The following is a 22877-nucleotide window of genomic DNA, read 5'->3' on the forward strand; positions in this document are numbered from 1 at the left end:
TCTTGCGCTGATCGGCTGTCGTCAGCCTCCCATGACGGGAACGCCGATCACAACCGGGTGGAATGCGAAGGCCAGCGCGAGATAAGCGACGACACCGACTGCAACGGCGATCAGATCATTGGTGACCCCACCCACCGGAATCGGCGGGCCGCCGCCATCGGTGCGATGCTTCAGCGAGATGCGGTCGTACACCGCCCAGCCCAGGAACGAGCCAAACAGGATGATGGAGCCGAGATCGCCATTGGCGAGCAGATGCGCGGCCGCCCACAATTTGATGCCCGCCAGCATCGGATGCTTCAGCGTCGCATAGATGCGCCCGCGCAAGTAGGACGCCACCACCAGGATGACAGCGGGCAGCATCAGCGCGACTGTAATGTGCTTGAACGCGACCGGCGGCTCCCAAACCGGGATCATTCCGGCAGCGCGATAGTGGGCAAAGCCCCAGATGATCAGCGCCAGTCCCGCAAGCGAGACGGCCGCATAGAGGATCTTGTAGGTCCCCTCGCCCAGTCTCGCGATCGCCTGCGCGCGCGCCTCTCGTTTCGTTGTGAAAACATGGGCCGCAAAAAACAGCATCAGCCCCAGGATCATGACCAGCAGACCCACGACATCCTCCCCTCAACCAGCGCCCCCGCCCATGGCGTATCATCGATTGGGCGCGGGTCGCAACTCTCACGCCTCATGGTGAGGCGTGCAGGCTCGGGTCTGCAACAGCGCGGCCTTTATCCTGCGAGACCCGCGCAAGCGCAGTCCGCAAGATGCGGGGATAGAGCTATTTTCCAAGCTCGCGATTATCGACATAGCGGATCGCGATCGGACGCCCAGCCAGCGCGCCGCCGAGGCCGCTGGTGAATTTGAGCGGCAGGCAGGCTTTCAGCGATGAATTGATCGCATTGAGATAGGTCGTTCGGGTATCGGCCGGGACGCCCGCGGTCGCATAGGTCAGCTGCGGCGGACCGATCATGCCGCCCGCCTTGTTGAAGCTGAAACGCACCGCCATCTGCATGCCCGCGCGCGCATTGTCCGATGGCGGCGACCAGCAGGTGCGCAGCTCGGCGAAAAGATCGCCGATCGTATCGAGATCGTGATCCGGCCTCTGATATTTCGAGCGATCTGCCTCCGCCGGCACGGTTTCGATCGTGAGCTGGAGATTCTGGCCGTAGGGGTAGTCGATCTCGGGAATGCAGGGGCCGGGCTCGAGCGGGCTGCAATAGTACGGCGTGCAGGGCCGGCCGGCGAGCACGCTGCACGGCTCATGCGAAAACGGGATCGGATTGATCTGGCGGCGCTGCGCATCGGCGGCAACCGTCGATATCGCCAACAGGAGCAAAACGAGGATGCCGCGCCACATGATGCGAGCTCACAATGTCACACGCACAAACGTGGCATTGCCAACGAACGCGTCAAGCCTGCGGCTGTTCACATGCTCGCGTTTAGCTCCGGTGTCGTCGCCCGGCTCGACCGGGCGACCCAGTACTCCGAGACGGCGGTGATGGAATCGAGAGGCTGCGGCGTACTGGATTCCCCGCCTTCGCGGGGAATGACAGCGGAGTGTGGCCTCGCAGCCGCGCGCGGAGTGCGCCCTACCCCTTCTTCTTGACGTCCTTGACGTTCGTGAACTCGATCCCCTCGGCGCGTTCCCGGGCGTAGCCGAGATAGAACTCGTTTCTCGCCAGATACACGGGATCGCCGTCGACATCGTCGGCGATGCTCGAAGTGTTGGCAGCGATGAAAGTGTCGAGCTTCTTGCGATCTTCGGATGAGACCCAGCGCGCGAGCTGGAACTCGCTGACCTCGAACTCGACCGGCAGCGAATATTCCGCCTCGAGCCGTGCCTTCAGCACGTCGAGCTGCAGCGCGCCGACCACGCCGACCAGCGCCGGTGCGCCATCGCGCGGGCGGAACACCTGCACCACGCCCTCTTCCGACATCTGCTGAAGCGCTTCCTTCAGCTTCTTCGCCTTCATCGCGTCGGTGAGACGCACGCGGCGGACGATTTCCGGCGCGAAGCTCGGCACGCCGACGAAGGTGAAATCCTCGCCCTCGGTCAGGGTATCGCCGATGCGCAGCGTGCCGTGATTGGGAATACCGACGACGTCGCCGGCGAAGGCTTCGTCCGCGACCGAACGATCCTGCGCGAAGAAGAATTGCGGGCTCGACAGCGGCATGCTCTTGCCGGTGCGCACCAGCTTGGCCTTCATGCCGCGGCTGAGCTTGCCGGAGCACAGGCGTGCGAAGGCGATGCGGTCGCGGTGGTTCGGATCCATGTTCGCCTGGATCTTGAACACGAAGGCGCTCATGCGCGGATCGGTGGCTTCGACCTTGCGCTGATCGCTCTCCTGCGCGCGCGGCTCCGGCGCGAACTTGCCGAGACCTTGCAGGAGGTCGCCGACGCCGAAATTGCGCAGCGCGCTGCCGAAATAGACCGGCGTCAGATGGCCCTCGCGAAACGCGGCGAGCTCGAACGGTTTCGAAGCCTCGGTGACGAGCTCGAGCTCGTCCTTCACCGCGGAGACGTCGAGATTGGCGTTGAGCTTGGCCAGTTCCGCAATCTCGATCTGCTGGGCCGCGCCGGTCTTGGCGCCGCCGCCTTCGAGCAGGCGCACGCCGCCATTGGCGACGTCATAGGTGCCGAGGAAATCGCGGCCGCGGCCGACCGGCCAGGTCATCGGCGTGGTGTCGAGCGCCAGCGTCTTCTCGATCTCGTCGAGCAGCTCGAAGACGTCGCGGCTCTCGCGGTCCATCTTGTTGATGAAGGTGATGATCGGAATGTCGCGCAGGCGGCAGACCTCGAACAGCTTTCGGGTGCGCGCCTCGATGCCCTTGGCGGCGTCGATCACCATGACAGCGGAGTCGACCGCCGTGAGCGTACGGTAGGTGTCCTCCGAAAAATCCTCGTGGCCCGGCGTGTCCAGCAGGTTGAACACGAGACCCTCGAACTCGAAGGTCATGACCGAGGTCACGACCGAGATGCCGCGCTCACGCTCGATCTTCATCCAGTCCGAACGGGTGTTGCGCCGCTCGCCCTTGGCCTTGACCTGGCCGGCGAGATTGATGGCGCCGCCGAACAGCAGCAGCTTCTCGGTCAGCGTGGTTTTGCCCGCGTCCGGGTGGGAGATGATCGCGAAGGTGCGCCGCCGCGCCACCTCGGTGGCAAGCGGGGAACGGGCCGGCGAGTCGGCTGATATGGCGATGTCGGACATGGCGGGAGCGTTTGGCAGGGAAAATGGGCCTGATCAAGCCTCATGTGGTGATTGCGGAGCCCCTCGGCCAGCCCCATATCCGCTCCCGGGGAGGACGGCCTCCCCCCTCATCAGCATATCCGCCGCGGGGACGACCCTGCCTTGAATGGAGGGTCGTCATGGCCTGGAGCATCCTGTTCGTCGCCGGTCTTCTCGAGATTACCTGGGCGATCGGCCTGAAATACACCGAGGGATTTACCAAGCTTGTTCCGTCCGTCATCACGCTCGCGGCGATGGCCGGCAGCGTCATCCTGCTCGGTTTAGCCCTCAAATCGCTGCCCGTCGGAACCGCCTATGCGGTCTGGACCGGCATCGGCGCGGTCGGTACCGCCGCGCTTGGCATCATCCTGTTCGGCGAGCCGGCCACCGCGTTCCGCCTCGCCAGCATTGGGCTGATCGTTGCCGGCATCGCCGGGCTGAAATTCGTCACCTGACGAAAATCTGGACCGCCCACCAGGTCAGCGCCGCGACAATGGCCGAGGCCGGGATCGTGATCACCCAGGCATAGACGATCGAGCTCGCGACGTTCCAGCGCACCGCCGAGACGCGGCGGGCCGCGCCGACGCCGACGATCGCGCCGGTGATGGTGTGGGTGGTCGAGACGGGAACGCCGAGGAAGGTCGCCATGAACAGGGTCGCGGCGCCGCCGGTTTCGGCGCAAAAGCCCTGCATCGGTGTCAGCTTGGTGATGCGCAGGCCCATGGTGCGGACGATGCGCCAGCCACCCATCAGCGTGCCCAGCGCCATCGCGGCCTGGCAGGACAGCACCACCCAGAACGGCACCGAGAATTCACCGCCGAGATGCCCTTGCGAATAGAGCAGCACGGCGATGATGCCCATGGTCTTCTGGGCGTCATTGCCGCCATGGCCGAGCGAATAGAGCGAGGCGGAGGCGAATTGCAGGATGCGGAACGCGCGATCGACCGCAAACGGCGTCGAGCGCACCGAGAGCCAGGACACGATCGCGACCAGCATCATCGCGAGCAAGAAACCGACCAGCGGCGACAGCACGATCGCCAGCACCGCCTTGGACAGGCCGCTCCACACCGCCGCCGAGATCCCCGCCTTGGCCATGCCGCCACCGACAAGACCGCCGATCAGCGCATGCGAGGAGGAGGATGGGATGCCGAGCCCCCAGGTCACCAGGTTCCAGACGATCGCGCCGACGAGCGCCGCGAAGATCACCTGGGCGTCGACGACCGCGGGATCGATGATGCCGGTGCCGATGGTCTGGGCAACATGCAGCCCGAACACCATGAAGGCGATGAAATTGAAGAACGCGGCCCAGAGCACCGCGAATTGCGGCCGCAGCACGCGGGTGGACACGATGGTCGCGATCGAATTGGCGGCGTCGTGCAGGCCGTTCAGGAAGTCGAACAGCAGCGCGACGGCGATCAAGCCGACGAGGACAGGAAGTCCGAGCGCAGCATCCACGGCGCGACCCCTGCCCTAAACTTGCTCGATGACGATGCTGTTGATCTCGTTCGCGACGTCGTCGAAACGGTCGGCCACCTTTTCGAGATGGTCGTAGATCTCGACGCCGACGATGAAATCCATCGCGCTGCCATCACGGTGCTTGAGAAACAGCTCCTTCAGCCCGATGTCATGGAGATCGTCGACCCGGCCCTCCAGCTTGCCCAGCTCCTCCGTGATCGCGGTCAGCATCGCGACGTTCGGGCCGATCGACTGCATCAGCGGCAACGCGCGCCCCACGAGATTGGCGCATTCGATCAGGAGCCCGCCAATCTCCCGCATCGGCGGCTCGAAGGTGCGGACCTCGAACAGCATCACGGCCTTGGCCGTCTGCTGCATCTGGTCGATGGCGTCGTCCATCGAGGTAATGAGATTTTTGATGTCGCCGCGGTCGAAGGGGGTGATGAAGGTGCGGCGCACCGCCGTCAGCACCTCACGGGTGATGTTGTCGGCGTCGTTCTCGAACTGGTTGACACGCTGGCAGTAGACCGGCGTCTCCTCTCCCCCGTTGAGCATGCCCTGGAGCGCGATCGAGCCCTGGATCACCGTCTGTGCATGGCGGTCGAACAGGTCGAAGAACCGTTCTTCCTTGGGCAGGAAAGCGCGAAACCATCGCATCATGGGGATAGGCTACCGGTTGGAAATGGCCCGGCCCGAATAGGCCGTCACAAAACTGTCATAGACCATTTCCGCTCCGCGCGCGTGTCATCTCACGCCCGCGGAGCAGGATCATCCACCGGATTCGCGCACCAATGAAATTGGTGCGATATCAAAGGCTTATAGCGAGCGCCGGAAGTAATGAGCGATTTCGCCGATGACGCCGCGGCGGAAGGTGAGCACGCAGACCACGAAGATCGAGCCCTGGATCACCGTCACCCACTGGCCGAAGCCGGCCAGATATTGCTGCATGGCGATGATCGCGAAGGCACCAACCACGGGGCCGAAGATGGTGCCGAGACCGCCGACCAATGTCATCAGCACGACCTCGCCCGACATCGTCCAGTGCACGTCGGTGAGCGAGGCATTCTGTGCCACGAACACCTTCAGCGATCCGGCAAAGCCGGCCAGCGTGCCGGACAGGACGAAAGCCAGGAATTTATATTGGTCGGTCCGGTAGCCGAGCGAGATCGCGCGCGGCTCGTTCTCGCGGATCGACTTCAGCACTTCACCGAACGGCGAGTTGATGATGCGGTAGATCAGCAGGAAGCCGGCGAGGAAGCCGACCAGCACGACGTAATAAAGCACCGTCGGCTTGGAGAGATCGAGCAAACCGAACATCCGCCCCTGCGGAATGCCCTGGATGCCGTCCTCACCATGGGTGAACGGCGCCTGGAGGTAGATGAAGTACAGGAGCTGCGACAGCGCCAGCGTGATCATCGAGAAATAGATGCCCTGGCGGCGGATCGAGATATAGCCGGTGATGAGCGACAGCCCGAACGCCGCGGCGATTCCGACGAGGATGCCGAGCTCCGGCGGCAACGCCCACACTTTCAGCGCGTGCGCGCTGCAATAGCCGGCGGTGCCCATGAACATTGCGTGGCCGAACGACAACAGGCCGCCATAGCCGATCAGCAGGTTGAAGGCGCAGGCAAGCAGCGCAAAGCACAGCGCCTGCATCACGAAGAACGGATAGACGCCCGTGAAGGGCACCGACGCCAGCAGCAGCGCCATCACCACGAACACGACCATCTCGTCACGCATCGCGCGCGGGGTTACCGGCAGCGTGTCGTCCGTCAAGGCTGTCATATCAGGCCGCCCTTCCCGTCAGTCCCGTTGGCTTCACCAAGAGCACCAGCACCATCAGCACGAACACGACGGTGTTCGAGGCCTCGGGGTAGAAATACTTGGTCAGGCCCTCGATCACACCGAGCGCAAAGCCGGTGATGATGGAGCCCATGATCGATCCCATGCCGCCGATCACGACCACCGCGAACACGACGATGATGAGGTCGGCGCCCATCAACGGCCGCACCTGGTTGATCGGCGCCGAGAGCACACCGGCGAGCGCGGCAAGGCCGACGCCAAGACCGTAGGTCAGCGTAATCATGCGCGGCACGTTGATGCCGAAAGCGCGCACCAGCGTCGGATTTTCGGTGGCAGCGCGCAGGTTAGCACCGAGCCGCGTCTTCTCGATCAGGAACCAGGTGGCGATACACACCACCAGCGAGAAGATGACGACCCAGCCGCGATAGATCGGCAGGAACATGAAGCCGAGATTCATGCCGCCCTTGAGCTGGTCCGGAATGGCATAAGGCAGACCGGAGGAGCCGAAATAGTTCTGGAACACGCCCTGCACGATCAGCGCGATGCCGAAGGTCAGGAGCAGACCGTAGAGGTGGTCGAGCCCGGTCAGCCATTGCAGCATGGTCCGTTCCAGGATCATGCCGAAGATGCCGACGATAACAGGCGCGATCAGCAGCGCCCACCAGTAGTTGATTCCGCCGAGGCTCAGCAGGAAATAGGCAACGAACGCGCCCATCATGTAGAGCGCGCCGTGGGCGAAATTGATGATGTTGAGCATGCCGAAGATCACGGCAAGCCCGAGACTGAGCAGCGCGTAGAACGAGCCGTTGATCAATCCCACCAGTAGCTGAGCGTAAAGAGCCTGCATCGATCCCGCACCCGGTCCCTTCGGCGTTGCCTGAAAATCGCCCGCAGGCCTGATCGCCTGCGGGCGGTTATCTTACTTCTTCAAGAGCGCGCACTTGCTCTCGGACAGCGGCGTGAAAGCCTGGTCGCCCGGCACGGTGCCGACCAGCTTGTAGAAGTCCCACGGCCCCTTGGACTCCGAGGGCTTCTTCACCTCGAACAGGTAGGCGCTGTGGATGGTGCGGCCGTTCGGCTGGATCTCGCCCTTGCCGAACAGGTCGTCCTCCGTCGGCAACGACTTCATCTTCTCGACGACCTTGACGCCGTCATGGGGATTGCCGCCGAGCGCTTCCAGCGTCTTGAGATAGTGACGCACGCCCGCATAGACGCCGGCCTGCACCATGGTGGGCGGCGCGTTGTTCTTCATCTTGTCGGAGAAGCGCTTGGAGAAGGCCCGGGTCTTGTCGTCCATGTCCCAATAGAACGTCTCGGTGAAGTTGAGGCCCTGCGCGGTCTCGAGGCCAATCGCCTTGACGTCGGTGAGGAACAGCAGCAGCGCCGCGAGCTTCTGTCCGCCCTTGACGATGCCGAACTCGGCCGCCTGCTTGATCGAGTTGGTGGTGTCGCCGCCGGCATTGGCAAGGCCGATGATCTTGGCCTTGGACGCCTGCGCCTGCAGCAGGAATGACGAGAAGTCGGGCGTGTTGAGTGGATGCTTGACGCCGCCGACGACCTTGCCGCCGTTGGCGGTGACCACGGCCGTGGTATCGCGCTCGAGCGCCGCACCGAAGGCGTAGTCCGCGGTCAGGAAGAACCAGCTGTCGCCACCGGCCTTCACCAGAGCCTGACCCGTGGTGTGGGCCAGCATGTAGGTGTCGTAGGTCCAATGCACCGTATTGGGCGAGCACTGCGCGTTGGTGAGGTCCGAGGTCGCGGCGCCCGAGTTGATGTAGACGCCATTCTTTTCCTTGATGACGTTGTTGACGGCGAGCGCCACGCCGGAGTTCGGCACGTCAACGATGATGTCGACCTTGTCGACGTCGAACCATTGCCGCGCGATCGCGGTGCCGATGTCGGGCTTGTTCTGGTGATCGCCGGAGATGATGTCGATCTTCCAGCCCTTCGCCGCAAGGCCGGAATCTTCGACGGCCATCTGGGCGGCGAGCGTCGAGCCGGGACCGCCGAGGTCGGCGTAGAGGCCGGACTGATCGGACAGCGCGCCGATCTTGACGGTCTTGTCCTGCGCAAAGGCTACGCCAGCCGTGGTGACGGCCAACGCCGTGCCGAGCAGAAACGACGCAATCGACTTTTTCATGCTACTTCCCTCGTGAATTTTCTCGTGGCCGTTTGACGCTTGGCCGTCTTAGACGCCTAGATAGGTGTGGAGCTTGTCCATGTTGGCGGCAAGCTCCGAATTGGAAAATCCGTCAATGATCTTGCCGTGCTCGACCACGTAATAGCGGTCGGCGACGGTGGATGCGAACCGGAAGTTCTGCTCGACCAGGAGGATGGTAAAGCCCTCCTTCTTGAGCCGTGCAATGGTGTGGCCGATCTGCTGGATAATGACAGGCGCAAGACCTTCGGTCGGTTCGTCCAGCATCAGGAAGCTCGCGCCGGTGCGCAGGATGCGCGCGATCGCGAGCATCTGCTGCTCACCGCCGGAGAGCTTGGTGCCCTGGCTGTTGAGACGTTCCTTCAGATTCGGAAACAGATCGAAGATCTGCTCGAGCGGCAATCCGCCCGGGCGAACCACCGGCGGCAGCAGCAAATTCTCCCGCACATCGAGACTGGAGAAAATGCCGCGTTCCTCCGGGCAGAACGCGATGCCCATCCGCGCGATCTTGTCGGAGGTCGCGCGGATGATGTCCTGGTTGTTGAACTTCACCGAGCCGGTCCGCTTGCCGATGATGCCCATGATCGACTTCAGCGTGGTCGTCTTGCCGGCGCCGTTGCGGCCGAGCAGCGTGACGACCTCGCCCGCGTTCACGTCGAAATTGATCCCGTGCAGGATGTGGGACTCGCCGTACCATGCTTCCAGGTTGCGGACCTGGAGGATGTTGCCGCCGGTTGCGGTCTTTGCGGGAGCGTCCGCGGTTGCAGTCTCAGGCATGACCGGCTCCCAGATAGGCTTCCTTGACGCGCTCGTCCTTGGTGAGTTCGCTGTAATGGCCTTGCGCCAGCACCTGCCCGCGCGTCAGCACGGTGATGATGTCGGAGAGATTGGCCACGACGCTCAGATTATGCTCGACCATCAGGATGGTGTATTTCGCCGAGATGCGCTTGATCAGCGCCGCGATCTTGTCGATGTCCTCGTGGCCCATGCCGGCCATCGGCTCGTCCAGCAACATCATCTCGGGGTCGAGCGCGAGCGTGGTTGCGATCTCGAGCGCGCGCTTGCGGCCGTAGGCCATCTCGACCGCGGGCGTATTGGCAAACTCGCTGAGGCCGACATCGTTCAACAGTTCACGCGCGCGATCGTTGAAGCGGTTGAGCACGGACTTGGAGCGCCAGAAATCGAAGGAACTGCCGTGCTGGCGCTGAAGCGCAACGCGGACGTTTTCCAGCGCGGTGAGATGCGGAAACACCGCCGAGATCTGGAATGAACGGACCAGTCCCAGGCGCGCCACATCGGCCGGCGCCATCGCCGTGATGTCCTGCCCCTTGTACAGAATTTTGCCGGCGGACGGTTTGAGGAACTTGGTCAAAAGATTGAAGCACGTCGTCTTGCCCGCCCCGTTCGGGCCGATCAACGCGTGAATGCTCCCACGGCGAACCTTGAGCGCAACGTCGCGGACGGCGAAGAAGCCCGCGAACTCCTTGGTCAAGCCTTCCGTTTCGAGAATGAACTCATCGGCCAAACAGATTTCCCCCTGCCCGCACAATACGCGTGGCTGTCCTTAGTTACTTCGGCTTTCCGGGGGCCTTGGAGCCTGTCCCGGAACGTCGCCTCCGGGCGCGGAATATGCCGGAGGTGACGGGGGTTAGGCAAGGCGGAAAGCTGAGCAGATCAGGTCTCCGGCCGGGAGGCTTATGCTCCCTTAGTCGGACGCGTTTTGATGTCGCCTGCCCGGCCTCCCGGTTCGCAAGGCACCGGTCATCAAGCCGTCGTTAACGGTCTTTCATCCCGCGCGCCAGCCTTCATAGAAAATTTTCCCGCCGCATGGATCATGCGCGGGTTTTATGCGTCGGGAATATTGTCTTGGAAATTGCCTTGGATTTTGCAAGCGCCGCTCCTTCTGTCGTCAAGTCGATCAGGCAGCGTGATCTCCTGAACACGTGGCTGCGACTTTATGCGCGCGGGCAGATGGTGCCGGCGATCTGGGAGTATCAGCCCGCGCGGCTCGAGGAAGAGCTGTCCGATCTCATCTATTATACCGTCGACATCTCGGCGCCGACGCCGCGCCTCATCATCCAGAGCGAAGGCACGCGCATCTCGCGCGCCTATGGACAGACCGGCAAGGGCGTTCTGCTCGACGACTATATCGGACCGCGCCTCGCACCCTTCGTGATGCCGATCTATTATGAATGCGTGGCACGTGGGCTTCCGGTCTACAGCGTGGCCGACGTCGACGACATCTATGGCCGCGTGGTTGCCTATGAACGGCTGCTGCTGCCGTTCCAGACCGACGGCAAGGTCTGCCACGTCATCGCCTCGCTCAAGACATTCTGCGAGGACGGCGGCTTCGAGATCAAGAATCTGATGCGCGGAAATGACGCGCTGCCGCGCCCGAAACTGCGCACGGTGATCGACCGCGATCTCTTCCATCGCGCTCCCGGCCGGATCGCTGCCGCCGACGTCGTCGAGTTCGCCGATCAGCCTGGCGTCACCACCGAGATCGTCGAGCTGAATTAGAGGCCAGCGCGATCTGGCGCCGACCTACTTGGCCTTGACCTACTTGGCCTTGACCTACTTGGCCTTGACTTCCTTGGCATAGATATCCGGCTTGAAGCCTACCAGAAGCTTGCCGCCGACTTCGAGCACCGGCCGCTTGATCATCGATGGTTGCGCTAGCATCAGCGCCAGCGCCTTCTTCTCGGTGAGGCCTTCCTTGTCGGAATCCGGCAGCTTCTTGAAGGTCGTGCCGGCGCGATTGAGCAGCGTCTCCCAGCCAGCCTTGTCGCTCCACTGCTTGAGCTTGTCCTTCTCGACGCCCGCCGCCTTGTAGTCGTGGAACTCGTAGGCGACGCCATGGGTGTCGAGCCATGCGCGCGCCTTCTTCATGGTGTCGCAGTTCTTGATGCCGTAGATGATGTTGGGCAAGACCTTCCTCGCGCATGCGTCGTTGGATGACTGCAGCGTTGTACGAAACTCCGGTTCGCGCGACAACATTGCGAACGAACCTCGCTCTCCGAACGGATACATCAATGCACGCCACTCACGATCCCGCCGCGGCCGCGTCGCCAGCCATCGACTTCAACGCCTTCCTCGCGGTCGATATCCGTGTCGGCACCATCGTCGATGCAAAACCGTTCCCGGAGGCGCGCAAGCCGGCCTGGCGGCTGTGGATCGACTTCGGTCCCGCGATCGGCGTGCGCAAGAGCTCGGCCCAGATCACCGAAAATCATCCGCTCGAGACGCTGGTGGGGCAGCAGGTCGCGGCCGTCGTCAACTTCCCGCCGCACCAGATCGGTCCTGTTGTCTCGGAGGTGTTGACGCTCGGCTTCCCCGATGCCGAGGGCAAGGTCGTGCTGGTGCAGCCGAGCAAGCCTGTGCCGAACGGCGGACGACTGTTCTAGCCGCGCGATTGCGGGCCGGGCCGCCGTTACCTCCCGCCATACCCCCGGCGGCGGCTTGATCCTCCTGTTTCCCGACCGTCTGGACTTGACCAAGATCGCCTTTGGTAATAAAAATGACTGACTGATCGTTTTTTATTGGTGCCCCACTATATAGCGGCCCCATCAGGCGAACAGTCAAAACGACCGATCTGTCAGTTATTTATGGACTGCCAAAATGCCCAAGATCAGCGACAAGCAACGCGAAGGTAGGCGGCAGCAGATCCTCGAAGCGGCGCTTGCCTGCTTCGCCGAGCAAGGCTTTCACCAGACCGGCATGGCCGACATCGTCAAACGGTCGGGCTTGAGCCACGGCGCGGTCTATCTCTACTTCCAGAGCAAGGACGATTTGATCGAGGCGCTCGCCGACGACCGGCATCGTCGCGAGGCCGTGCTCAACTCGGTGGCGCAGGGATCGGGTGATCCGATCGAAGGACTCCACGCGCTGATCCGCGTCTACGCGCAATGGCTCACCGATCCCGCCGGCGAAGCGCGGCGTCGCGTCGGCATCCACGGCTGGGCGGAGGCCCTGCGCAACCGCCGCGTCCGCACCAGCGTCGTCGAAGGCATCGACATGCCGCGCGCGCTGATCGTGGCGCTGGTCGAGCGCGGCCAGCATGACGGCCTGATCAAGCGCGACCTCGGCGCCGATGCGATCGCGCGCGTGCTCATCGCGATCTTCCAGGGCTTCGTGCTGCAGAAATGCTGGGGTGAGGATTTTGACGTTGAGGCCTGCATGATGGCCGTGGGCGGCGTGATCGAGGGATTTCGCACGACCAGGCCTGACATCAAGCGGCGGACCAGGACGTAAGCGATGTCCTGGATTCACGATCTCCTCGCAGGCATCGGCGTCGGTCTCGTCGGCGGGCTGACATCGGGCTTCATGGGAACGAGCCCGGGCGGCGGGCTTGTCGTCTTCACCGTGCTGCTGCTCGGCGCGGAGCAGCATGTCGCCCAGGGGACTTCGCTGATCACGCAGGTCCCGCCCACTGGCCTCGCCGGCGTACGCCGCTACTGGCAGGGCGGCAATCGCAGCCCGCTGCAATGGATCGCCTGGATCGGCCTCGGATTTCTCGTCGGCGGTGCAGGCGGCGGTTACGCCGCGGCGGCGGTCTCCGACTCGGTGCTGCAATGGACCTACGTCGTCTATCTCGTCGCGCTGATCGCCCTTCTGATCCTGCGCCGCGACCGCAAGGACGGGAGCCACGCGGCCGCCGACCGAGACGAACTGCCTTGGCTCCCCCTGCTTCTCATCGGCGCGCTTGCCGGATTTTCCTCCGGCTTCATGGGCATCGGCGGCGGGCTCGCGATCACCGTCGGCCTCGCCGCGGGCCTACGCGTCCCGCAGCACCAGGCGCAACTCGTCAGCCTCATCTTCTCGGTCATCCCGACCAACATTCCGGCGGCCTGGATCTACTGGAGCAAGGGGCTCATGGTCGGCTGGCCGGCGATCGTCGGGATTCTCGCCGGCCTCTGGATCGGCACCGATCTCGGCGCACGCGCGGCCAACGGCGTCAGCAAAGCGGTGCTGCACAGGGTCATGATCGCCCTCATCTCGGTGATGGCGCTCTACATGACGCATAAGGCGCTGACCTGATTCTACGGCCGCTTCGGAATGTTCAGCCCGCGCTGCACGGCAGGACGCGCCAGCCCCCGTTCGAGCCAGGCACCGACCGACTTGAACTGGCTGAATTCGACGAGATCGCCGGCGCCGTAGAAGCCGATGAGATTGCGCACCCAGCCGAGCATGGAGATATCTGCGATGGTGTAGTCGTCATCCATGAACCACTGCCGGCCGGGAAGATGCGTCTCCATCACGCCGAGCAGACGCTTGGCCTCGCTGACGTAGCGTTCGAGCGGCCGCTTGTCCTCGAAATCCTTGCCGGCGAATTTGTGGAAGAAGCCGACCTGGCCGAACATCGGCCCGATGCCGCCCATCTGGAAATGCACCCACTGGATGGCCTGGTAGCGGCGCGCGGCGTCCTCCGGCAGAAGCTTGCCGGTCTTCTCGGCGAGGTATTGCAGGATCGCGCCGGACTCGAACAGCGGCAACGGCCGGCCGCCGGGACCGTTGGGATCGAGGATCGCCGGAATCTTGCCGTTCGGATTGAGCGAGAGGAATTCCACCGTCTTCTGGTCGTCCTTGCCGAAGTCGACGAGGTGGACCTCGTAAGGCAGACCGATCTCCTCCAGCATGATCGACACCTTGACGCCGTTCGGCGTCGGCAGCGAATAGAGCTGAAGCAGCTCCGGATGCCTGGCAGGCCAGCGCTTGGTGATGGGAAAGGCGGACAGATCAGGCATCGGGACCCCGGCTTCGTTCGTGAGATGCCGCCTAATCTAGGCGAGCCGTCGAACGGCGCAAGGCCGAGCCGTGATCATGCATCGAAGCCGGACTACAAGGGCCGCAGCAGATGCCTGGCGGCGTACGCGAAATCGCGCTGCGCGCGCTGCTCGATGAAGAGCTGCCCGGTGACGAGCAACGCCCCGGTGAAAACGAGCGCGAGCATCGCGGTCGCGAACTGACTGGCATCCTTCATCGCGCGAGCTTCTCCGTCATCGGTTCGCACGGGGAACGCGGGCCGACCATCGACAGTTCCTACACGCTTCAAATAAATTGCCACTTTATCCCAAATCGAGACGCGCGAGGCCGCGACCTCAATAATTGATCTCCATCCGCAGCCCGCGCGGATCGACCTCCTCGCCGCCGACACGCTCTGTGCTGTCGCGGGCCGCGACCGCGCAGGCACAGGCATCGATGAGATCGTCGCGGCCGATGCCGGTGCCATGACGCTGCGTCAGCCATGTCTCCAGGCGCGTGAAGCCGCGTTGCGCCAGCAGCGAGATGCGATGCTCACGACCTCGCGCCGACGTCTTCTTCGGGAGAAGGACGCGCCCTGCCAGATTCCAGAAAATCAACTCCGGATGGGCTTCGCCAATTGTCGCCTGCCGCGCCAGCGTCATGATCTCGTCGACGTCCCTGATCTTGTCCCTGATGTTCCAGAGCTGCGCCGACACGCCCCTGCCCTTGCCTTCCCGCTCCCAATAGTAGCGATTGGCTGCCGCCATGTCGGGAAATGTCCAGAGGTCACGGCGCGCACCGAGAAACACCGCAGGGCCGACCAGCTCGCGTGCGCGCAAGTCGCAGGCTCGATAGCCGCTTGGCTTCAATCCGATCGGCATGTCGATCATCGCACGCGCATTCGGCAACGCAAGCAAGCGCGTCAGGCCCGGCGAATAATCAAAGCCATGATCGCCGTGCTCGTCGATCCAGGCTGCGACCCAGCCGAAGCGGAATCCATCGAGACCGAGATAGTTTGGCAAATCATGCGTCCCGACGTCGACAAGACATCTATGCTTCTCCCTCGTCTCGATGCTGCTCGAATAGCCGCTGCGCCAGCAGCGCATGGCCGAGCGTACCACCGGCGCGCACGGCCGCGGCGATCAACGCCGCTTCCGCGACTTCCTCCCGCGTCGCGCCGGCCTTCGCTGCCTGCGCCGTATGCACGTCGAGGCAATAGGCGCATTGCGTGGTGAGTGCCACCGCGAGCGAGATCAGCTCGCGATATTTCGGCGGGATCAAACCGTCCTTGCGCTCGACCGCGTGGTTGAAGGCAAGGAACGCGTTGGCCTCCACCGGCGCCAGCGCCACGAAAGCGGGGACAGACTTCAGATCGTCAGGCGTTTGATAACCGGTCATGTCTCACCTCGTCAGATATTCGCGCATCAGGGCGCGGGCGCGATGCAGGCGCGCCTTCACGGTCTGCCTGGACGCACCGAGCGCGGCGGCGATTTCGTCGATGGTCATTTCCTTGACGTCCCGCATCAGCGCGACATCGCGATAATGCGCCGGCAACGCTTCAAACGCAGCCGCCACATCAAGCCGCAAATCCGCTTCGGAACGCGACAGCAGCAGAGTCTCCGCCTCGCCGTCGTCGATCGATGGCGCAAGCCCCGCCTTGCGCGCGAGCCGCAGACATTCGCGGCGGACCACGCTGAACAGCCACGCGGAAAAGGCGACGAGCGAGCGGATCGTGCCGACATGGCGGAACAGGATCCACATCGCCTCCTGGGTTGCATCCTCGGCATCCGCCGAGCTGCGGCAGGTGGCGCGTGCGTAGCGGCGGATATCCGGCTGCGCCGTCTCGAGCAGAGACGCGATCGCCTGGGGATCGCCGAGCCGGGCCGCCTCGAACAGGTCTAGCGAGATCGCCGCCGCACTCACGACACGCCTCCTCGTCCCATCCCGGCCATCGCGCACATCGGGCAATAGCCGACGAGCCCGGTCAATGCGAAGCCTGCGCCCCCGAGCGCCACCAGCCACGCCGTGACGCCGGCGAGATACACGAATGCGGCAATCGCAACCGCAATTCCGAGCGCAAGCCGCACCGCCTGATGCAGGCCGCCGATATTCTTCCTGTAGAATGCCATCACATCCTCCGAAATGAGCCGAAGCAAAATGCCTCGACCATCAAGAGGACGCGAAGACCGGAAAGGATTCGCGGGGGCGTGAACTTTTTTCGCGGTCAGCCCCCGACCGCCTGATAGGCCAGGCGCTTGAACTCGAAGAAGAACGGGTTCCAGAAGCCCATATGGCGCTGGGCCATCAGCACGCCGGCGGCGTTGGCCTGCGGACAAATCCACCAATGGGTGCCGGCAAGCCCACCCCACTGGAATTCGCCGGTCGAATTCGGGGGATCGAACGGCGTCGGCGCAAAGGTGACGGCGCCGCCGAGACCAAAGCCCTTGCCGGGGATCGGCCCGAGATTGGCAAATCGGATGGTCTGGCCCGCGGGCAACTGGTTCGTCATCATCTGCTGCAGCGTGTCCGGCTTCAGCAGCGCATCCGGACCGGGTAGCAGCGCGCGTACCAGCGCGAGCATGTCGGGCAAGGTCGAGACCAGACCGCCGCCGCCCGAGAGCCGCGGAAACGGCTGCCGATAGGCCCCCGGATAAGGCAGATTGTCGGCCCGCGTCAGGCCCGGCTTCATCGGATCGAGCACGTCGGCGCCGGTGTAGAGCGCAACCAGCCTGCCCTGCTGCGCCTCGGGCACTGAGAAGCCGGTATCGACCATACCGAGGCGATCGAAGATGCGCGCCTTGAGGAAGGTGTCGAGCGCATGGCCGGAGACAACCTCGACCACGCGGCCGAGCACGTCGGTCGCCACCGAATATTCCCAGCCCGCGCCGGGATGATAGGACAGCGGCAGATCGGCAAGCTTGTCGATCATGTCGGTCAGCGGCGTGAGCGGGTTGAGCACGCGCGCCTCGTTATAGCCTTTGAACAGCACCGTGCCGGGATCGAAGATGCCGTAGCTGAGGCCCGAGGTGTGGGTCAGAAGCTGGCGGATCGTGATCGGGCCCTTCGCCGGCTCGACATCGGCAAGGCTCGAGGCACCCTGCTTCAGCACCTTGCGATTGCCGAGCTGCGGCAGGAATTTTTCGACGGGGTCATCAAGCCCGATGCGGCCCTCCTCGACCAGCAGCATGATCGAGCACGTCACGAAGATCTTGGTGTTGGAGAACGCGCGGAAAATATGGTCAGACCGGAGCGCCGTCTTCGCCTCGCGATCGGCAAAGCCGACGCATTGCTGGTCAACCACCTCATGACCACGGAGCACGGCCCAGGACACACCCGGAATGATCTCCTGATCGACATAGCGTTCCATCGCCGTCCGTGCGGCGGAAAAATCCGTTGTCCTGACGTCCATGTGTTTCCCCCAAATTATGGTTGGGATGGATATAGCGCGCTTTCGCGGGAAATGAAGACCGTCCGATCGGCCCTCAAATCTTCATCAGCGCCGTGACGTGCAGCCGGCGACGGATCTTCATGCCCTGCCGTTCGTACAGCGCAATCGCCGAGGCGTTATGAGAAAACACGTGCAGGAACGGAATTTCGCCGCGCGCCTCGATCCGGCGCGCGACCGCCGCGAGCAGCGCCTGCGCGTAGCCGCGCCCACGATAGTCCGGATGCACGCACACGGCGGTCATCTCGACGAACTTGCCCGGCTTCATCCGCTCACCCGTCATCGCGACCAATTCTCCACCAACGCGGATGCCGAGGAAGGTGCCGAGCTCATGGGTGCGCAACGCGAACGGACCAGGCTTGGTCAGCTCCGTCAGCGCCATCATGGCGGCGACGTCGGCCGCGCCCAATTTGACGATCTCGGCATCGCGAAGCGGACTGTCGGCCGGCGAGCCGATCATCTGCTCGCCGGTCTCGGCCAGAACGACCTTGAAATTGGCGGGAACGTCGACCGGCTCCGGCGTGAACAGCGCGGCAACCTGCGAGCCCGCCAGGAGATCACCGAGCGCGGCGAAGCTCGCCTCGGACATGTCGACCATGTCGGCAAACGGTGTCATGTCCACGGGATAGCGTCGCGCACGCGGGCCGCCCTCCGCCAGATGCTTCTGGCTCGTCGTCAGCGCACTCCAGATCGGACGATCCAGTAGCCGCTCATCGCCGTCGGACACCGGCCTAGTCCTTGTCGAAGCTGACGATGACGGCGGCGTTGGCGATGAGGATGGGATCGTTGGCCACTTCCGTGGCCGAGGGAATCTCCAGCCCGCCCTTGACCGCAGTCACGGTCACCGTGCCGTAAGGCAGCTCCTTCGCAACGGCGTCCTTGTCCACCGCCTCAGGGTTGGGCACCGCAATCGTGACGTCGACGAACATATCGTTCGCGGTCTTGCCGATCATCCGGAAGAATCCGAGGCTCGAATGCCTGATGGCATCCGATACGGCACGCTTCGCCGCCTTGGTGGCGTCCCTGCCGTGAACGTCGACGCCCATGCCCATCTCGGTGATACAGCGAACGCGAGTCATGTCTTATTCCTGTGGTTGGTTGAGCTACGTTGATGCAGGTTGCTATCGGATTTTGGCTGATCAGCATACTCCGTCATTGCGAGGAGCAAAGCGACGAAGCAATCCAGACTGCCTCCGCGGAAAGATTCTAGATTGCTTCGCTGCGCTCGCAATGACGATGTGGCGAGAGCATCGACCACATCACGCCTTCGACTTCTCGTGCGCCCGCAGTTCATCTACCAGCACGCGCACATTCTCCGAATAGTCGATCGGGATCACGACCAGATGCACGCCGCCCTCCTTGAAGGCCGCATCGAGCGTCGGGCCGAAGCTGTCGATGCTCTCGATGCGATGGCCCTTGGCGCCATAGGCCTTCGCATAGACGACAAAATCGGGATTGCCAAAGGTCATGCCGTAATCGGCGAAGTGATCGACGGCCTGCTTCCAGCGGATCATGCCGTAGGCGTTGTCCTCGAGCACCAGCACGACCAAATTGAGCTTGAGGCGGACGGCGGTCTCCATCTCCTGGCTGTTCATCATGAAGCCGCCGTCGCCGGCGACCGCGAGCACGCGGCGATCGGGATAAAGCATCGCGGCCATCATCGCCGACGGCAGGCCGGCGCCCATCGTCGCCAGCGCATTGTCGAGCAACAGCGTGTTGGCGACCCGGGTTCGGTAGTTGCGCGCGAACCAGATCTTGTACATGCCGTTGTCGAGCGCGACGATGCCATTCTCCGGGATCACCTGGCGGATGTCGTGCACGATGCGCTGCGGTGTCGGCGGCCAGCGCGCCTCGGTGGCGCGATCTGCGATGTGCGTGAGGATCTCCTCGCGCAACGGCAACAGCGCCGCCGCCTGCGGCAGCTTGCCTTCGAGCCGGTCGGCGAGCAGCTCCAGACTCGGGCCGACGTCACCGACGACCTCGGCATCGGGGAAATAGACCAGCTCGACGCTCGCCGGCGTGTAGCTGACGTGAATGACCTTCGGTCCCGACGGCCCCATGATGAAGGGCGGCTTCTCGATCGGGTCATGGCCGATCGCCACGATCAGATCGGCTGCGTCGATCGCGTCGTGGACGTAGTCGCGCTCGGATAGCGCCGCCGTGCCCATGTAGAGATTGGTGCCGCCGGGCACCGTGCCCTTCCCCATCTGTGTCGTGAAAAACGGAATGCCGGTTCGCCGCACGAAGCTGGCGATGCCGTGGGTCGAGTGCGGCCGGCTGGTCGCAGCTCCCATCATCACCAATGGACGTCTTGCGGCCAGGATCATCTCGGCGGCGCGGTCGAGGGCGGCGCGATGGGCGACCGGAATTTCGATCGGATGGACCGGGATCACGGGGACGGCGGGCACCTCGTCGCCCGCGATGTCCTCGGGCAGCTCGAGATGCACCGGCCCCGGCCGTTCCTCCATCGCCACGCGAAAGGCATCGCGCACCACGGTCGGAATGCTCGAAGCGCTGATGATCTGCCGCGAGAGCTTCGTCAGCGGCTTCATGGTCGCGACCACGTCCACGATCTGGAAACGCGCCTGCCGGCTGCTCATGATCGGCTTCTGGCCGGTGATCAAGATCATCGGCATCCCGCCGAGATGGGCATAGGCCGCGCCCGTGGACAGGTTGAGCGCGCCCGGGCCGAGCGTCGAGAGACACACTCCCGGCTTGCCGGTGAGCCGTCCGTGCGTGGCGGCCATGAAGGCCGCGGCCTGCTCGTGACGGGTCAGGACCAGCTCGATTTTGGAGGTGCGCAGCGATTCGACCAGGTCGAGATTTTCCTCTCCGGGGATACCGAAGATGCGATCGACGCCCTCGTTCTCCAGCGCCGCGACAAACAGGTCCGATCCTTTTGCCTTGCGTTCCTGCCCGCTCATGTCGCCTCCGCTCGCTGTGCGTCCCGTGGTCGGGAGCGGTCACATGGTAGCGGCTCGTGGCGCAGGCACAACTCACAAAGAGGCGGGCGATTGTTCCAACATCGTCAATACGATCGCAGCGAAGCAATCCAGAATCTTTCCGCGGAATTTCTGGAATTGCTCCGCCGCGCTCGCAACGACGCCGTTTCCGAATTCCGGTAGAGCGGATTGACCGACTGTTCGGACATTTTGCCTGTCGGGCTACGAAGCTCTACAGCTTCGCCTCGGCAAAGATGCCTGATATCCAGTCGAGGAAGACGCGCAGGCGGAGCGCGAGCTGGCGGTTTTGCGGATAGAGCGCGGAGAGCGGCGTCGGCGACGGTGGATAGCCTGCCAGCACCTCGACCAGCGCACCGCTGGCGAGATCCGCTGCGAAGCGATAGCGGGGCGCCTGCGTGAGGCCGAAGCCGAGCCGCGCGAGATCGGCCATGGTGTCGGAATTGTTGACGCGAACCCTGCTTGGCAGCACGACATTGCGCAGCCCGCCGGCGATAGAAAACTCCAGCGGCAAAACATCGCCGGTGCGCGATGAGATGAACGCGACCATCTGATGGCCGTCGAGCGTATCAGGCGTCGCGGGCAAGCCGTGGCTGGCGAGATAGCCCGGACTCGCTACCGTGATTTCCTCGACCGTCCCGAGACGGCGCAAAATCATCCCGCTGTCCTCGGGCTCTCCCGACCGGATCGCGCAATCGATGCCCTCGCGCACGAGATCGACCAGCCGATCGCCCTGCCCGATCTGCAAGTCGAGTTGCGGATGGCGCGCCAGGAATTCCGGCAGGTGCGGCAAGATGAAGGTGCGGGTCAGCAAAGGATGTGCGTCGATGCGCAGCAAGCCACGCGGTCGCGCATCGCGCATCGTGGTTTCGGCTTCCTCGACCTCCGCGAGGATGGCGACGCAGCGGCGGTAATAGTCCTCGCCGTCGAGCGTCGGCGTGACATGCCGTGTCGTCCGTTCGAGCAGGCGCGCGCCCAGCCGCGCCTCGAGCCCGCGCAAAACCTCGCTCGCCGTCGAGCGGGGAATGCCGAGGTCGGCAGCCGCAGCCGTAAAGCTCTGCCGTTCGACGAGGCGGACGAACAGGCGCATGGCGTCAAACCGGTCCATAGCCGATTGTTCACCACAGCCGACAAGTGATGACAAGTTTTTCGCGATTATCCGGTCGCGGCGATCGGGCATTCTCGAACAGGAGCAACCACACCCCATCACACGGAGAGACCCATCATGCCCTTCGCGAATATCAAGATCCCCCAGGCCGCCTTATCGCGGGCGCAGAAGGCGGAGATCGTGCACAACCTCACCGCGCTGTTCGCGCACTATTTCGGCGAAGCGGCGCGGACGCACACCATGGTGCTGATCGAGGAAGTGCCTGATGGCGGTTATGGCCGCGCCGACGAGGTGTTCGTGGTTCCCGACGCCTATCGCGCAAGCGACGCCGCTACCTCAGCTTCAGGCTGAGCTCGGTGCCGCCCTTGAGCGGCAACGTCATCGAGACGAAACCGTTTTTGGGATCGCGGATGAAATCGAGATAGTCGGGCTCGGCATTGTCGTTCATGACGTAGCCGCCGACGCGCAGCTGCGGCGCGACGATCCCGATCACCTCGCGCGCCAGCGAGGGACCGCTCTCACCCGGCCAGCCGTCGATCAGAACGAAGTCGACGGGACCGCCGAGATCGCGCAAGGTTTTTCGCGCATCGCCCTCGCGGATCTCGGCATAATCGGCAAGGCCGGCCTCGGCGAGATTGCGTTTGGCGGTCTCGACCTTGGCCGGCACGATCTCCGAGCCGATCACGGTGCCGCCGCCATTGTCGCGGATAGCGGCCGCGAAATAGAGCGTGGACATGCCGACCGAGGTGGCGAACTCGGCCACGCGCGTAGCACGCAAGCCACGGCACAGCAGATAGATCAGTTCGCCCTGCTCGGAATGAATCGAAAAGCCCTGCTCGGCATAGGCGTGGGGATCACGGCTGTTGAAGGAGCCGCGCGGCCCGCCGCCGGCCGGCCGCTGCCGCGCGCCTTGGAGGCGCGCGAGGACGGCGTTGACGCGTGGGTCTTGAATCGGGCTGTGGGGCCGATCATTCATGTGTTGCTT

Annotated in this window: 29 protein-coding genes; 6 read left to right on the top strand and 23 right to left on the bottom strand. The window is 63.7% G+C overall.

The genetic code is table 11. The features are described from left to right. Positions 1–21 precede the first annotated feature (21 nt). The 3 genes from AB7290_RS24725 to AB7290_RS24735 form a co-directional block, all read right to left on the bottom strand. Positions 22–606, bottom strand: coding sequence for an NnrU family protein (locus AB7290_RS24725; protein WP_063983728.1), 585 nt, complete (start codon positions 604–606; stop codon positions 22–24). Positions 607–772: 166 nt separating this feature from the next. Then, entirely contained in the window at positions 773–1351 is a 579-nt protein-coding gene (locus tag AB7290_RS24730; protein WP_085402822.1) for a hypothetical protein, read from the bottom strand. 232 nt (positions 1352–1583) lie between these two features. After that, on the bottom strand, positions 1584–3203 hold the full coding sequence (locus AB7290_RS24735) for a peptide chain release factor 3 (RefSeq protein WP_085402821.1): 1620 nt from the start codon (positions 3201–3203) through the stop codon (positions 1584–1586). A 158-nt stretch (positions 3204–3361) separates the two neighbouring features. On the opposite strand from AB7290_RS24735, the gene sugE reads away from it, so the two are divergent. Then, on the top strand, positions 3362–3676 hold the full coding sequence (gene sugE / locus AB7290_RS24740; protein WP_014495844.1) for a quaternary ammonium compound efflux SMR transporter SugE: 315 nt from the start codon (positions 3362–3364) through the stop codon (positions 3674–3676). Here sugE and AB7290_RS24745 read toward each other — a convergent pair. The 7 genes from AB7290_RS24745 to AB7290_RS24775 all read right to left on the bottom strand — a co-directional run bounded on the left by AB7290_RS24745 (position 3669) and on the right by AB7290_RS24775 (position 10162). Next, complete coding sequence (locus AB7290_RS24745) at positions 3669–4676, bottom strand: inorganic phosphate transporter (protein ID WP_008143644.1); 1008 nt, start codon at positions 4674–4676, stop codon at positions 3669–3671. The two genes, sugE and AB7290_RS24745, sit on opposite strands and share 8 nt — an antisense overlap. A 15-nt stretch (positions 4677–4691) precedes the next feature. Continuing rightward, positions 4692–5336 carry a DUF47 domain-containing protein gene (locus AB7290_RS24750; RefSeq protein WP_014495845.1) on the bottom strand — a complete coding sequence of 215 codons (645 nt, stop codon included), beginning with the start codon at positions 5334–5336 and terminating at the stop codon, positions 4692–4694. Between the two features lie 156 nt (positions 5337–5492). Continuing rightward, positions 5493–6461, bottom strand: coding sequence for a branched-chain amino acid ABC transporter permease (locus tag AB7290_RS24755; protein ID WP_085402820.1), 969 nt, complete (start codon positions 6459–6461; stop codon positions 5493–5495). Position 6462: 1 nt separating this feature from the next. Beyond that, entirely contained in the window at positions 6463–7326 is an 864-nt protein-coding gene (locus AB7290_RS24760) for a branched-chain amino acid ABC transporter permease (protein ID WP_063983732.1), read from the bottom strand. Between the two features lie 72 nt (positions 7327–7398). Further along, entirely contained in the window at positions 7399–8619 is a 1221-nt protein-coding gene (locus tag AB7290_RS24765) for an ABC transporter substrate-binding protein (protein WP_071914736.1), read from the bottom strand. A gap of 48 nt (positions 8620–8667) precedes the next feature. Continuing rightward, a complete protein-coding gene (locus tag AB7290_RS24770; RefSeq protein WP_071914738.1) occupies positions 8668–9414 on the bottom strand; it encodes an ABC transporter ATP-binding protein in 747 nt (248 codons plus the stop codon). After that, positions 9407–10162: an ABC transporter ATP-binding protein gene (locus tag AB7290_RS24775; protein ID WP_063983735.1), complete on the bottom strand. Its 756-nt coding sequence runs from the start codon at positions 10160–10162 to the stop codon at positions 9407–9409. The genes AB7290_RS24770 and AB7290_RS24775 overlap by 8 nt, the downstream gene beginning before the upstream one ends. Before the next feature lie 302 nt (positions 10163–10464). Between AB7290_RS24775 and AB7290_RS24780 the strand changes: the two genes are divergently transcribed. Continuing rightward, positions 10465–11157: a hypothetical protein gene (locus tag AB7290_RS24780; RefSeq protein ID WP_085402819.1), complete on the top strand. Its 693-nt coding sequence runs from the start codon at positions 10465–10467 to the stop codon at positions 11155–11157. A 54-nt stretch (positions 11158–11211) separates the two neighbouring features. On the opposite strand, the gene AB7290_RS24785 is transcribed toward AB7290_RS24780, so the two are convergent. After that, positions 11212–11565 carry an ArsC family reductase gene (locus AB7290_RS24785; protein ID WP_014495852.1) on the bottom strand — a complete coding sequence of 118 codons (354 nt, stop codon included), beginning with the start codon at positions 11563–11565 and terminating at the stop codon, positions 11212–11214. A gap of 104 nt (positions 11566–11669) precedes the next feature. On the opposite strand from AB7290_RS24785, the gene AB7290_RS24790 reads away from it, so the two are divergent. The 3 genes from AB7290_RS24790 (at position 11670) to AB7290_RS24800 (ending at position 13674) form a co-directional block, all read left to right on the top strand. After that, positions 11670–12041: a tRNA-binding protein gene (locus tag AB7290_RS24790; protein WP_085402818.1), complete on the top strand. Its 372-nt coding sequence runs from the start codon at positions 11670–11672 to the stop codon at positions 12039–12041. Between the two features lie 214 nt (positions 12042–12255). Further along, a complete protein-coding gene (locus AB7290_RS24795; RefSeq protein ID WP_085402817.1) occupies positions 12256–12888 on the top strand; it encodes a TetR/AcrR family transcriptional regulator in 633 nt (210 codons plus the stop codon). A 3-nt stretch (positions 12889–12891) separates the two neighbouring features. Continuing rightward, complete coding sequence (locus tag AB7290_RS24800; RefSeq protein ID WP_085402816.1) at positions 12892–13674, top strand: sulfite exporter TauE/SafE family protein; 783 nt, start codon at positions 12892–12894, stop codon at positions 13672–13674. 2 nt (positions 13675–13676) lie between these two features. Here the strand turns inward: AB7290_RS24800 and AB7290_RS24805 are convergent, their stop codons facing one another. The 11 genes from AB7290_RS24805 to AB7290_RS24855 all read right to left on the bottom strand — a co-directional run bounded on the left by AB7290_RS24805 (position 13677) and on the right by AB7290_RS24855 (position 21892). After that, positions 13677–14381 carry a glutathione S-transferase family protein gene (locus tag AB7290_RS24805; protein ID WP_085402815.1) on the bottom strand — a complete coding sequence of 235 codons (705 nt, stop codon included), beginning with the start codon at positions 14379–14381 and terminating at the stop codon, positions 13677–13679. A gap of 92 nt (positions 14382–14473) precedes the next feature. Continuing rightward, positions 14474–14617 (bottom strand): hypothetical protein, encoded by a 144-nt coding sequence (locus AB7290_RS24810; RefSeq protein ID WP_201266211.1) that lies wholly within the window; start codon positions 14615–14617, stop codon positions 14474–14476. Between the two features lie 118 nt (positions 14618–14735). Then, complete coding sequence (locus tag AB7290_RS24815) at positions 14736–15401, bottom strand: DUF429 domain-containing protein (protein ID WP_085402814.1); 666 nt, start codon at positions 15399–15401, stop codon at positions 14736–14738. 28 nt (positions 15402–15429) lie between these two features. Next, a complete protein-coding gene (locus tag AB7290_RS24820) occupies positions 15430–15777 on the bottom strand; it encodes a carboxymuconolactone decarboxylase family protein (RefSeq protein WP_085402813.1) in 348 nt (115 codons plus the stop codon). 3 nt (positions 15778–15780) lie between these two features. Beyond that, on the bottom strand, positions 15781–16302 hold the full coding sequence (locus AB7290_RS24825; protein ID WP_071914752.1) for an RNA polymerase sigma factor: 522 nt from the start codon (positions 16300–16302) through the stop codon (positions 15781–15783). Next, positions 16299–16508 carry a YgaP family membrane protein gene (locus tag AB7290_RS24830; RefSeq protein ID WP_085402812.1) on the bottom strand — a complete coding sequence of 70 codons (210 nt, stop codon included), beginning with the start codon at positions 16506–16508 and terminating at the stop codon, positions 16299–16301. Before AB7290_RS24830 ends, AB7290_RS24825 begins: the two co-directional genes overlap by 4 nt. Positions 16509–16603: 95 nt before the next feature. Next, positions 16604–17788, bottom strand: coding sequence for a serine hydrolase domain-containing protein (locus AB7290_RS24835; protein WP_094184236.1), 1185 nt, complete (start codon positions 17786–17788; stop codon positions 16604–16606). Positions 17789–17861: 73 nt separating this feature from the next. Next, positions 17862–18551: a GNAT family N-acetyltransferase gene (locus AB7290_RS24840; protein ID WP_085402810.1), complete on the bottom strand. Its 690-nt coding sequence runs from the start codon at positions 18549–18551 to the stop codon at positions 17862–17864. 4 nt (positions 18552–18555) lie between these two features. Next, the gene (locus AB7290_RS24845) at positions 18556–18903 is read right to left on the bottom strand and encodes a Lin0512 family protein (RefSeq protein ID WP_063983745.1); all 348 of its coding nucleotides are present in this window, start codon (positions 18901–18903) and stop codon (positions 18556–18558) included. A 180-nt stretch (positions 18904–19083) separates the two neighbouring features. Then, entirely contained in the window at positions 19084–20748 is a 1665-nt protein-coding gene (locus tag AB7290_RS24850; RefSeq protein WP_085402809.1) for an acetolactate synthase large subunit, read from the bottom strand. A gap of 250 nt (positions 20749–20998) precedes the next feature. Then, positions 20999–21892, bottom strand: coding sequence for a LysR family transcriptional regulator (locus AB7290_RS24855; RefSeq protein ID WP_063983747.1), 894 nt, complete (start codon positions 21890–21892; stop codon positions 20999–21001). A 117-nt stretch (positions 21893–22009) separates the two neighbouring features. On the opposite strand from AB7290_RS24855, the gene AB7290_RS24860 reads away from it, so the two are divergent. Continuing rightward, positions 22010–22243 (top strand): tautomerase family protein, encoded by a 234-nt coding sequence (locus AB7290_RS24860; RefSeq protein ID WP_085402808.1) that lies wholly within the window; start codon positions 22010–22012, stop codon positions 22241–22243. On the opposite strand, the gene AB7290_RS24865 is transcribed toward AB7290_RS24860, so the two are convergent. Beyond that, positions 22224–22868, bottom strand: coding sequence for an O-methyltransferase (locus tag AB7290_RS24865; protein ID WP_085402807.1), 645 nt, complete (start codon positions 22866–22868; stop codon positions 22224–22226). The two genes, AB7290_RS24860 and AB7290_RS24865, sit on opposite strands and share 20 nt — an antisense overlap. Positions 22869–22877: the final 9 nt, after the last annotated feature.

Source organism: Bradyrhizobium sp. 613_E4_N2_2 (genome assembly GCF_052075995.1).
GTDB classification, from domain to species: Bacteria; Pseudomonadota; Alphaproteobacteria; order Rhizobiales; family Xanthobacteraceae; genus Bradyrhizobium; species Bradyrhizobium barranii.